General features: G+C 67.4%; 10 protein-coding genes. 6 read left to right on the top strand and 4 right to left on the bottom strand.

The window, feature by feature from the left end; translation table 11 throughout:
* Positions 1-108 precede the first annotated feature (108 nt).
* The 4 genes from ACU0DV_RS04740 to ACU0DV_RS04725 form a co-directional block, all read right to left on the bottom strand.
* Positions 109-1,029, bottom strand: coding sequence for a DMT family transporter (locus tag ACU0DV_RS04740; RefSeq protein WP_446241131.1), 921 nt, complete (start codon positions 1,027-1,029; stop codon positions 109-111).
* 76 nt (positions 1,030-1,105) lie between these two features.
* Positions 1,106-2,041 (bottom strand): AEC family transporter, encoded by a 936-nt coding sequence (locus tag ACU0DV_RS04735; protein WP_100929862.1) that lies wholly within the window; start codon positions 2,039-2,041, stop codon positions 1,106-1,108.
* Between the two features lie 236 nt (positions 2,042-2,277).
* Entirely contained in the window at positions 2,278-3,078 is an 801-nt protein-coding gene (locus ACU0DV_RS04730) for an MBL fold metallo-hydrolase (protein ID WP_283980688.1), read from the bottom strand.
* Positions 3,075-3,896, bottom strand: a complete 822-nt coding sequence (locus ACU0DV_RS04725) for a TatD family hydrolase (RefSeq protein WP_446241130.1) — start codon at positions 3,894-3,896, stop codon at positions 3,075-3,077. The genes ACU0DV_RS04730 and ACU0DV_RS04725 overlap by 4 nt, the downstream gene beginning before the upstream one ends.
* 723 nt (positions 3,897-4,619) lie before the next feature.
* Between ACU0DV_RS04725 and mraZ the strand changes: the two genes are divergently transcribed.
* The 6 genes from mraZ to ACU0DV_RS04695 are packed head-to-tail and all read left to right on the top strand — an operon-like array spanning position 4,620 to position 11,246.
* Entirely contained in the window at positions 4,620-5,126 is a 507-nt protein-coding gene (gene mraZ, locus ACU0DV_RS04720; RefSeq protein ID WP_100929866.1) for a division/cell wall cluster transcriptional repressor MraZ, read from the top strand.
* Complete coding sequence (rsmH, locus tag ACU0DV_RS04715) at positions 5,127-6,122, top strand: 16S rRNA (cytosine(1402)-N(4))-methyltransferase RsmH (RefSeq protein ID WP_446241129.1); 996 nt, start codon at positions 5,127-5,129, stop codon at positions 6,120-6,122.
* 1 nt (position 6,123) lies between these two features.
* Positions 6,124-6,471, top strand: a complete 348-nt coding sequence (gene ftsL / locus ACU0DV_RS04710) for a cell division protein FtsL (RefSeq protein ID WP_100929868.1) — start codon at positions 6,124-6,126, stop codon at positions 6,469-6,471.
* Entirely contained in the window at positions 6,468-8,264 is a 1,797-nt protein-coding gene (locus tag ACU0DV_RS04705) for a peptidoglycan D,D-transpeptidase FtsI family protein (RefSeq protein ID WP_100929869.1), read from the top strand. The genes ftsL and ACU0DV_RS04705 overlap by 4 nt, the downstream gene beginning before the upstream one ends.
* A 58-nt stretch (positions 8,265-8,322) precedes the next feature.
* Positions 8,323-9,813, top strand: a complete 1,491-nt coding sequence (locus ACU0DV_RS04700; protein ID WP_100929870.1) for a UDP-N-acetylmuramoyl-L-alanyl-D-glutamate--2,6-diaminopimelate ligase — start codon at positions 8,323-8,325, stop codon at positions 9,811-9,813.
* Positions 9,810-11,246, top strand: coding sequence for a UDP-N-acetylmuramoyl-tripeptide--D-alanyl-D-alanine ligase (locus tag ACU0DV_RS04695; protein WP_446241252.1), 1,437 nt, complete (start codon positions 9,810-9,812; stop codon positions 11,244-11,246). The genes ACU0DV_RS04700 and ACU0DV_RS04695 overlap by 4 nt, the downstream gene beginning before the upstream one ends.
* Position 11,247 lies beyond the last annotated feature (1 nt).

The raw sequence follows: 11,247 nt of genomic DNA, 5'->3' as shown, positions 1-11,247 counted from the left end.
CCAGACGGATGCTCGCCGGGATGCCGGGTGGGCCGGGTTTCACCCGGACGCTCGCGCTTTGCGCATCGCCCCACCCGCCATCCCGCAGGGCGCTTCAGGGCGGCCGGCCTACGGCGGCGGGGGCGCGGCGCGCTCGGGGATCTCCGACAGGCGGCTTTCGCGCGCGATGTTGTAGAGCCCGGAGGCGATGATGATCGCGATCCCGAGGAAGGTGAGCGGGGTCGGGAAGTCTCCGAATATCAGGAAGCCGACGATGGTCGCGCCGACGATCTCGAAATACTGCAGCGAGGCGACGGTCCCCGCCGGGATCAGCCGCAGCGCGAAGGTCAGGAAGACGTGGGAGATCGTGGCGACGGTGCCGACCGCGATGAGGGTCATCCACGCGTAGGGGCTGGGCCAGACCGGGTCGAAATACGTGAAGCCCGTGCCGTCGAGCAGCAGCATCGGCGGGATGGTCATCAGGCTGGCCGCGAGCGCGGTGTGGGCCTGCAGTACCAGCGGGTGCGCGCGCTGCGACATGGCCCGGGTCAGCAGCATGTAGATCGCGAACATCAGCGCGGTGGCGAGCGGCAAGAGCGCCACGACGCCCAGGTCGGCAAAGCTGGGCCGGATGACCAGCAGCGCGCCGCCGAAGCCCACGAGGCTGGCCAGGCTGCGGCGCCAGCCGATCGGCTCTTTCAGGAAGAGCGCGCCCAGCAGGGTCACGATGAAGGGCGAGACGAAGAAGATCGCAATGGCGTCGGCCACCGGCATGTAGCGCAGGGCGGTGAAGAAGCAGTAGGTGGCCAGCGTCAGCGTGGCGGCGCGGGCGAGGTGGAAGACGACTTCCCGGCCGGTGGTGCGGGAGGGCAGCGAAAGCGCCATCACCAGCGGGTAGAGCAGCAGCACCTGAATGCCGAAGCGGAAGGCGAGGATCTGGGTGACGGGGACCTCGGCCGGGGTGGCCTTGGCCGAGGCATCCATGACCGGCGCGAAGGCGCAGAAGACCAGCATGAAGAAGATGCCGAGCGTGGTGTTCCTGCGGGCCATGGTCGTCCTGTCTTTCGTATTTTGGGGGCGCATTGCCCGGCTGGGCCATGCGCATTGCTCACGTGTTGTGACTGTTTCAGGGCAGAAGTGCCAGCCAGACGGCGGCGGTCAGCACCGAAAGCAGGGTGGCGAAGAGCACGCCCGAGGCCGCGACCCGGCGGGCGCGGCCGTACATGTTGGCGAAGACGTAGGTGTTGATGCCCGGCGCCATGGCCGCGGTCAGCACCGCAGAGCGGAAGGCGCCGGTGGAGATGCCGGTCAGCGTGCCCATCGTCCAGGTGATCGCCGGGTGCAGCACCAGCGAGACGGCGCAGATCATCGCGATCACCCGGAAGTCGCCCTGCGGCCTGTAGCGGAACATCACCCCGCCCATGCCGAAGAGCGCGGCGGGCAGCGCCGAGCGGATCATCATGTCGAGCGCATCGGTGATGACCGCGGGGAGTTGCAGGCTGGCGAGATTGGCGAAGAGCCCGAGCACGATGCCGATGACCAGCGCGTTGCGGAACATCGCGCGCACCACCATCGCGGGCAGTTTCGAGTTCGGTGTGCCGGCGCTGCGGGCGCGCACGATCTCCATCGCGGTGATGCCGATGCCGTAGCAGATCGGCGAGTGCAGCGCGATGATGAGGTAGTTGGCGGCCAGCGCATCGGTGCCGAAGGCGCGCTCGGTGATCGGCAGGCCCAGCATGACGGAGTTGGCGAAGAGGCAGCAGAAGCCGATGGCCACGCAGTCTTCCCAGTCGCGGCGGAAGATGAAGCGTGCGGCGAGCAGACCCACGGTGAAGCAGGTCACGGAGCCAGTGTAGAAGGAGACGAGGATGAGGGGGTCGATCTCGGGCCCGAGGTCCAGCGTCCAGAGCGCGCGGAACAGCAGGCAGGGGATGGCGTATTGCTGGGTGTACTTCATCAGCCCGTCGACGGCGGTGTCGCCGAACCCGCCCTTCCACGCGGCGAGATAGCCCGCGGCGATGACGAGGAAGACAGGCAGGATGACGCTGAGAAGGGCGAACATGGTCAGGAAAGTCCGGAAATCATGCGGCAACGCCCGGGCGTCGGCAAGAGGATGCGATGTGTGGGGTGCGGGGTTGCGCCGCGCTTGGCGCGTCGCGGTGGCGCGCCGGTTTGGCCGGATACCGGAGTTGCGGGCCTCGTGCCGCCGGTGGGGCCGGGTGCCTCCGGCGGAGGTATTTGGGGCCAAGATGAAGGGTATCGGGCTGCGCCGGGAACGGGATGCGCGTCTGGCGACAGTCAGACGGCATAGCTGATGGTCATGCCGTCGTGCGCCGGTGTTATGTGCGCGGGCGTCTCGGCGGCCACGGTGTCGTGGTCGAGGTCGATGTGCATGTTGGTCAGGACGGCGCGCTTCGGCGCGGCCCGCGCGATCCATTCGAGCGCGAGGTCGAGATGGGCGTGCGTGGGATGTGGCGTGCGGCGCAGGGCGTCGAGGATCCAGCAGTCGAGATTCTCGAGATGCGGCCAGGCGTCCTCGGGGATGCGGATCACGTCCGGCAGGTAGGCGAGGTCGCCGATGCGGAACCCCAGCGCGTCGATGCTGCCGTGGTTGACCTTGAAGGGGGTCAGGGTGATGGCGCCGCCCGCGCCCTCGATGGTGAAGGCGCCGTCGATGGTGTGCAGGTTGAGGATCGGCGGGTAGGGCGAGCCTTCGGGCTGGACGAAGGCGTAACCGAAGCGTGCGATCAGATCGTTCTGGGTGTCGCCGTCGGCCCAGACGTCGAGGCGCTTGCGGGTGTTGAAGACGATCTGGCGCAGGTCGTCGAGCCCGTGGGTATGGTCGGCATGCGCGTGGGTCCATGCCACGGCGTCGAGGTGGCCCACGCGGGCGTCGAGAAGCTGTTCGCGCATGTCGGGGCTGGTGTCGATCAGCACGCAGGTGGTGCCGTCGGGCGTGGTCCGTTCCACCAGCAGGGAACAGCGGCGGCGGCGGTTGCGCGGGTTGGCCGGGTCGCAGTCGCCCCAGTGCCCGCCGAGGCGGGGCACGCCGCCCGACGATCCGCAGCCGAGGATGGTGAAGCGCAGCGTCGCGCTCATGCACGCGCCTCCCGGGCCGGTTCGCGCTGCCAGGCCGCGGCCTTGGCGAAGAGGCGGTCGAAGTTGGCCTCTGTCCTTGCGGCGAACGCCTCGTAGGAGAGGCCGAAGACCTCGGCACCCTTCTCGGCGGTGTGCACGACGTAGCCCGGTTCGTTGCGCTTGCCGCGGTAGGGCGGCGGCGCGAGGTAGGGGCTGTCGGTTTCCACGAGGATGCGGTCGAGCGGGGCCGCGGCGAAGATGTCGCGCAGCTCCTGGCTTTTGGGGAAGGCGGCGATGCCGGACATCGAGAGGTAGAAGTCGAGGTCGAGCGCGGCCTTTGCCAGCTCGGCGGAGGACGAGAAGCAGTGCATCACGCAGGTATAAGGAGCGGCGCGGTAGCCTTCGGTGAGGATGCGGGCCATGTCGTCGTCCGCGGCGCGCGCGTGGATGATCAGCGGCAGGCCGGTTTCCTGCGCCGCTTCGATATGGGTGCGCAGGCTCCGTTTCTGGATCTCGGCGCTTTCGGCCGTGTAATGGTAGTCGAGGCCGGTTTCGCCGATGCCCACGAACTTCGGGTGCTTCGCCATGTCCACCAGCATCCCGGTGGTGACGGGCGGGTGGTCGGCGGCGCTCATGGGATGGACGCCCGCCGCGTAGAACACGGCGTCGTTGTCCTCGGCGATGGCGCGGACCGCGGGTTCGTTCGCGAGCTTCGTGCAGATCGTGACCATCCGGTGCACGCCTGCGTCGAGCGCGCGGGCGATGACGTCGGGCCGGCTGTCCGCGAAGTCCGGGAAATCGAGGTGGCAATGGCTGTCGGTGATGCGGGGCGTCGTCATGGGGCCTCCTTTGCGCCCGGTATCTAGGAGCGTGCCGGGAGGGTCAAGACGAGCGTCCCGCGGGATGGCGTGGGACAGCATGGGCGGTTTCGCATGGGAATGGATGGGAGAGGGGTGGCTCCGCCGAATCCGTCATGGGCGACTCGGCTGAAATTGGCCGAGTCGCGGTGATTCACGGCGAGGTGAGATGATTCCCTGTGGATAAGAGCGTATATCTGACCCTGAATTGTGGTAAATATGACCCACATCCCATGCGTCATGCCAGCCCGGTGGGAAATCATGGGAAAAAATTTGGGGCGCCAGATCTGCCTACATCTAGTTGGATGTTCCGCGCATCCATACCAGATCGGGCAAGAATGTGGCCAAAATCGGCACTAAATCTTGTTCGACAGAGGTCCCGCGCACCAGATGAAGGGCGCGGTTGCCGCGAATTCCTGTTGCCACCCATGAATTCCCATGGCAAACCTAACTCACACGAAGAGAGACGGGCAAACGAGGCGCAAACGACCTCACACCGAACTCCAAAAACAACAATAGCAGGTTTCATACAGGCGCCCGCTTTCTTCGTGAGCAAAGAGATCCGGCGCGCGGGCGAGCAGACATCCCCCCAGGTGGCGCGCGCAGTCGGAGACACCCGCGATGCGGGTCAGCGGCGGGTTGATCAGTGGCAGCAGATCAACCCGCCGCATTTACGTTTAAGGGGGGCTTGGAGGGCCGAGGGCAGTGGGCCGCAGGCTGAGGTTCAGAGGCGAGAGTCGACACAAGGTCGATACGAAGGGGCGGGTCTCGATACCGGCCTCGTTTCGCCGTGTCCTCGAGCAGGGCGACCCCGAATGGACCGAGGGCCTGAACCCGAACTTCGTCATCGTCTACGGCGACCACCGCCGCAAGTACCTGGAATGTTACACCATTCAGGAGATGGAGGCGGTCGAGGACAAGATCTCGGCGATGACGCGCGGTTCGCGGGACCGCAAGCTCTTGGAGCGGCTCTATTCCACCCAGTCCATGACCACCAGTGTCGACGAGACCGGACGCATCGTGCTGCCCGCCAAGCTGCGTGCCAAGATCGGCATCAGCGACGAGGCCTACTTTGCCTCCAACGTCGACACCTTCCAGATCTGGGAGCCCGCCACCTACGAGGCGGAGGAACTGGCGCAGACCGAGAACTACCTCGATGAGCTGCCGGACGATTTCGACCCGGCGCAATTGCTGGACGGGGCGGGGCTGTAAATGGCGGCCGCGGAGCGCATCCAGGGGGAGGCACCGCACGTTCCCGTCCTGCTGGCACCGCTGCTGCGAGAGGTCGCGCCGGTCAGCGGTGTCTGGATCGACGGGACCTTCGGCGCGGGCGGCTATGCGCGCGGTCTGGTGGAGGCCGGGGCGGAACGTGTCATCGGCATCGATCGCGATCCGCTGGCACATGAGATGGCCGCAGGGTGGTTGGCTGACTGGCCGGCCATTTCCCTTGTTCGGGAAAATTTCTGCAATATGGACAAGGTGGCCGAGAGCGTCGATGGCGTTGTGCTGGATCTCGGCGTGTCCTCCATGCAGCTCGACCTGGCTGAGCGCGGCTTCTCCTTCATGCGGGACGGGCCGCTCGACATGCGGATGGGGCAGGCGGGGCCGACTGCGGCCGATCTTGTAAACGACTTGCCCGAGAGCGAGCTGGCGGACGTTCTTTATGTATACGGTGAAGAGCGCCAGTCGCGCCGGATTGCACGCCGGATCGTGGAGCATCGCCCGTTCTCGACGACGCTGGAACTGGCCGGGCTGATCGAACGCACGATCGGACGCACCAAGCCGGGTCAGGCCCATGCGGCCACCCGCAGCTTCCAGGCGCTGAGGATCGCGGTGAACGCCGAATACGAGGCGCTGTGGCAGGGGTTGATGGCGGCGGAGCGGGTTTTGAAGCCCGGCGGCATGCTGGCGGTCGTCACCTTCCATTCGGTCGAGGACCGCATGGTGAAGCGCTTCCTGCAGCTGCACGGCGAGAAGAAGCGCCACGTCAACCGGTATGCCACCGAGACGCCCGAGGCCGAGGCGCCCTTCGAGATCGTCACCCGCAAGGCCGTCGGGCCGGACGCGGACGAGTTGACGGCGAACCCGCGTGCCCGCTCGGCCAAGCTCAGGGTGGCGCGCCGCACCGACCTGCCCGCCGAGGCTGTCGAGGCGGACGAGATTGCCATGCCCATGCTCAAGGGCGCGACTTCCAAGGGGAAAATCTGAAATGCGGACGCTGTTGTTCATCCTTTCGGCGCTGGCGGTGATCGGCTCGGGCTACTGGGCCTACCGCGAGAACTACCAGACGCAGGACGAACTGGACCATGTCGCGGGACTGCGCCGCGAGATCGGCGCCGCGCGCGAACGGCTGTCGATCCTGCGGGCGGAGTGGGCCTATCTCAACCGCCCCGACCGTCTGCGCGACCTTGCCGAAATGAACTTCGACAAGCTGCAGCTTCTGGCCCTGCGCCCCGACCAGTTCGGGCTGATCGTGCAGGTGGCCTATCCGCTGCCGCCGGAGCTGACCCTGGACGGGGTCGAGGAAGTCACCACGAGGGGAGCGACCAACCCATGACACGCGTGCCGCTGCGCCCGTTGGCGCGCATTCTCGAAGCCCGCCGCAAGGGCGAGAACCCCGACGCCATCGAGAAGGAAAACCGCCGCATCCGCCACGAGGCGATGCGCGACAGGATGCGCCTGCGCGCCGAGGGCCGCCTGCTGGTGCTGGCGATGATGTTCTTCTGCGCCTACGCCGTGATCGGGGCGCGCATGGGCATGTTGTCGGCGTCGGAGCCTGAAGAGCCGCGGGCCCAGGCGTCGGGGGCGTCGATCATCGCGAGCCGCGCCGACATCGTGGACCGCCACGGCCGCATCCTCGCGACCAACATGTCGACGCATTCGCTGTACGCCCATCCCAACCAGATGATCGACCCGGAGCGCGCGGCACTGCGGCTGGCCGAGATTTTCCCCGACCTCGACGGGGAGAAAATGGCCAAGCGGTTCATGGACCCCAAGCGCAAGTTCCTGTGGGTAAAGAAGAAACTGAGCCCAGAGCAGATGCAGGCGGTGCATGATATCGGCGAGCCCGGTCTTCTGTTCGGCCCGCGCGAGATGCGGCTTTACCCCAACGGCGCGCTGGCTTCGCACGTTCTGGGCGGCGCCTCCTTCGGGGCAGAGGGCGTGCATTCCGCCGAGGTGATCGGCACGGCGGGCATCGAGAAGTTCTTTGACAAGGAGCTGCGCGACCCGGGCCGCGAGGGCGTGCCGCTGACGCTGTCCATCGACCTGACGGTGCAGGCGGCGGCGGAGGAAGTGCTGGACGCCGGCATGAAGCTGATGAACGCCAGGGGCGCGGCATCGGTGCTGATGGACGTGCACACCGGCGAGGTTCTGTCGATCGTGTCGCTGCCGGACTTCGATCCGAACGACCGTCCGCGCCCGCCGACCCAGGGGCGCCCGTCCGACTCGCCGCTTTTCAACCGCGCGGTGCAGGGGGTGTACGAGCTGGGCTCCACCTTCAAGATCTTCGCGGCGGCGCAGGCCATGCAGCTTGGGCTCGTCACCGCGCAGTCGGTGATCGACACCGCGCCTCCCTTCAAGGTCGGCGGCCACCGGATCGGCGAGTTCGACAACCACAACTACGGGAAGCTGACGGTCGAGAAGATCATCGTGAAGTCGTCGAACCGCGGCACGGGCAAGCTGGCACTGGCCATCGGCCCGACCCGCCAGCAGGAGTTCCTGAAGGCCATGGGCTTGTTCGATGCCACGCCGCTGGAGATCGTAGAGGCCTCCGGGGGCAAGCCGCTCTGGCCGTCGCGCTGGACTGACCTGTCGGCGGTGACGATTTCCTACGGTCACGGGATTTCCACGACGCCGCTGCATCTTGCCGCGGGTTACGCGGCCATCGCAAACGGCGGGCACATCGTGAAGCCGACGCTGTTGAAGCAGTCCGGTCCGCGCTACCAGGACGTGATCCTGAGGAAGGACGTGGCGCAGGACGCGCTGCACATGCTGCGGCAGGTCGTGGCAAGCGAGGATGGCACGGCCTCCTTCGCGGAGGTGCCCGGATACCACGTCGGCGGCAAGACCGGCTCGGCGGAGAAGCCCAAGGAAAACGGTGGCGGCTACTACAAGGACAAGAACATCAACACCTTCGCGTCGATCTTTCCGGCCAACGATCCGAAGTATGTGCTGGTCGTGACGCTGGACGAGCCGGTGGAGACCTCCGGATCGAAGCCGCGCCGCACCGCGGGCTGGACGGCAGTGCCGGTCGCGGCCGAGATGATCGGCAGGATTGCGCCGCTGTTGGGCTTGCGTCCGGACTACGAAACGGGGCAATTGGACGTCAGCATGAGTGCCTCGGACTAGGGAGCTGGCAACCGCCGGGGCAGGGATAATGTGCCAGCGAAAAGCCGGGAAATCTGAGATGTCGTCTGACGGGACAGTGGTGAAAAGCCTTCGGGACCTTGGCCTGACGGCCCGGGGCGGGCGTGACGTGAAGGTCACCGGCCTTGCGGTCGACAGCCGCGATGTGCGGGAGGGCTATCTGTTCGCCGCCCTGCCGGGCACGCGCGTCCACGGGGCCGAATTCATCCAGTACGCGCTGCGGATGGGCGCGGGGGCGGTGCTGACCGATGCCGCCGGGGCGAAGATCGCCGCGGACGTGCTGGGCGGGGCCGACGCGGCGCTGATCGTGGCCGAAGATCCGCGGCAGGCGCTGGCCTATACATCCGCCCTGTGGTTCGGCGCGCAGCCGGAGACCATGGTGGCGGTTACCGGAACAAACGGAAAGACTTCGGTGGCGACCTTCACGCGGCAGATCTGGCAGGAGCTGGGTCTGCGCGCAGTCAATGTCGGCACCACGGGCGTCGAGGGCGACTGGAGCGCACCGCTGAAACACACCACGCCGGAGCCGATCACCCTGCATCGGATGCTGGCCGGCGCGGCGGAGGCGGGCGTGACCCACGCCGCGATGGAGGCCTCGTCCCACGGTCTGTCGCAGCGGCGGCTCGACGGGGTGCAACTCATGGCGGCGGGGTTCACCAACTTCACGCAGGATCACCTCGACTATCACACGAGCTTCGAGGACTACTTTGCTGCGAAGGCGGGGCTTTTCGCCCGTGTCCTGCCGGAGGACGGGGTGGCCGTCATCAACATCGACGACCCGCGCGGCGTCGACATGGTGGCGATTGCCCGGGCGCGCGGGCAAGAGGTTCTGACCGTCGGTCGCGAAGCCGCGGACATCTGCCTCGAGGCGCAGCGCTTTGACGCCACGGGGCAGGAGATCCGGCTGAGCTTTGAAGGCGAGGTTCGGCAAGAGCGGCTTGGCCTGATCGGCGGCTTCCAGGCGGAGAACGTGCTGCTGGCGGCGGGTCTGGTCATCGCCTGCGGCGGCGACCCGGACGACGTGTTCGACGTGCTGCCGCTGCTGGGGACGGTGCGCGGACGGATGCAACTGGCGGCGATGCGCGACAACGGCGCGGCGGTCTTTGTCGATTACGCCCACACGCCCGATGCGGTGGCGACCGCGATCCAGGCGCTGCGCCCGCACGTCATGGGTCGCCTCGTGGCCATCGTCGGCGCGGGCGGCGACCGCGATACGGGCAAGCGGCCCCTGATGGGGCAGGCTGCGGCGGAGTTCGCCGACAGCGTGATCGTGACCGACGACAACCCGCGCTCCGAAGACCCGGCGTCGATCCGCGCCATGGTCATGGAGGGCGCGCCGGAAGCGCTGGAAGTGGGCGACCGCGCAGAGGCAATCCTGCGCGGCGTCGATGCCTTGGGACCGGGCGACGCGCTGCTGATCTGCGGCAAGGGGCATGAGACCGGCCAGATCGTGGGTGACACGGTCTATCCCTTCGACGACGCTGAACAGGCCAGCGTCGCCGTGTCGGCGCTGGACGGGAAGGGGCTCTGATGCTCTGGACGGCGGCAGAGGCGGCGGCGGCCACCGGCGGACGCGTGGCATCCGACTGGCAGGTTTCGGGCGTGTCCATCGACACGCGCACCATCGAACCGGGCGATCTGTTCGTGGCGCTGAAGGCGGCGCGGGACGGGCACGACTTCGTCGCGCAGGCGCTGGATAAGGGCGCGGCAGCGGCGCTGGTCAGCCGGGTTCCCGAGGGTGTGGACAACCCCGAAAAGCTGTTGCTGGTCGATGACGTGCAGACCGGACTTGAAGCTTTGGGCAAAGCTGCGCGCGCGCGGTTCGCGGGCCGCGTCGTGGCGGTGACCGGATCGGTTGGCAAGACCTCCACCAAGGAGATGCTGCGCACGGTCCTGTCGGCCCAGGGCACGGTGCATGCCGCCGAGAAATCCTACAACAACCACTGGGGCGTGCCGCTGACGCTGGCGCGGATGCCGAAGGACGTCGATTTCGCGGTGATCGAGATCGGCATGAACCATCCCGGGGAAATCGCTCCGCTGGCCCGCATGGCCCGGCCGCATGTGGCCATGGTGACCATCGTCGCGCCCGCGCATCTTGCGGCCTTCGAGAACCTCGAAGGGATCGCACGGGAAAAGGCGTCGATCTTCGAGGGGCTGGAGCCGCGCGGGATCGCGATCTACAACGGCGACCTCGCCGTGAGCCCGATCCTGCGCGACAAGGCGGCAGAGATGGCGCGGCGGTCGATCTCGTTCGGCGAGGCGGCGGGCAACCACCACCGGCTGACCTCGGTGCAGGTGATGGACGCCTGCACGGTGGCGACGGGCCGGGCGTGGCGCGTGCCGCTGCTGTTCAAGGTCATGGTGCCGGGGCGGCATTTCGCGATGAACGCGATGGGCGCCATCGCGGTGATCTCGGCCCTTGGGCTGGACCGGGCCCTGGCGATCAATGCTCTGGCCCTTTGGAACGCAGGCGCTGGCCGCGGGCTGCGCGAACGCATCCGGCTGGACCGCGTCGACGACCGGCTGACGCTGGAACTGATCGACGACGCCTACAATTCGAACCCCGCGAGCCTCGGTGCCGCGCTGGAGGTGCTGGCCGCCGCCGAGACGCATGATCACGTGGGCCGCCGCGACAAGGGCCGCCGGATCGCCTACCTGGGCGACATGAAGGAACTGGGGGCACAGGAAATTGCCCTGCACGAGGCGCTGGCCAACAGCCCGTGGATCGAGAAGATCGACCTCGTGCATTGTGTGGGTCCGCTGATGCGCGCGCTGTGGCTGAAGCTGCCGCGCGAGAAGCGCGGACACTGGACCGAGACGAGCGACAAGATGGCCGAACGCGTGGCCCGCGACCTCGACGCGGGTGACGTGGTGTTAGCCAAGGGATCGCTTTCGATGGGGCTGGGGCGCGTGGTTGACGCCATCCGGAAAATGCGCCAAGCCCCCGCAGACATGGACGGTTGAG

This window comes from Sagittula sp. (assembly GCF_052825245.1).
The sequence above is the reverse complement of the archived record's forward strand: the minus strand, read 5'-3'. Positions and strand labels throughout refer to the sequence as shown.

Bases quoted from the DNA above. Each gene is read 5' to 3' on its own strand.
- ACU0DV_RS04740 (WP_446241131.1), bottom strand. From the start codon at position 1,029: ATGGCCCGCAGGAACACCACGCTCGGCATCTTCTTCATGCTGGTCTTC.
- ACU0DV_RS04735 (WP_100929862.1), bottom strand. From the start codon at position 2,041: ATGTTCGCCCTTCTCAGCGTCATCCTGCCTGTCTTCCTCGTCATCGCC.
- ACU0DV_RS04730 (WP_283980688.1), bottom strand. From the start codon at position 3,078: ATGAGCGCGACGCTGCGCTTCACCATCCTCGGCTGCGGATCGTCGGGC.
- ACU0DV_RS04725 (WP_446241130.1), bottom strand. From the start codon at position 3,896: ATGACGACGCCCCGCATCACCGACAGCCATTGCCACCTCGATTTCCCG.
- rsmH (WP_446241129.1), top strand. From the start codon at position 5,127: ATGGCGGCCGCGGAGCGCATCCAGGGGGAGGCACCGCACGTTCCCGTC.
- ftsL (WP_100929868.1), top strand. From the start codon at position 6,124: ATGCGGACGCTGTTGTTCATCCTTTCGGCGCTGGCGGTGATCGGCTCG.
- ACU0DV_RS04705 (WP_100929869.1), top strand. From the start codon at position 6,468: ATGACACGCGTGCCGCTGCGCCCGTTGGCGCGCATTCTCGAAGCCCGC.
- ACU0DV_RS04700 (WP_100929870.1), top strand. From the start codon at position 8,323: ATGTCGTCTGACGGGACAGTGGTGAAAAGCCTTCGGGACCTTGGCCTG.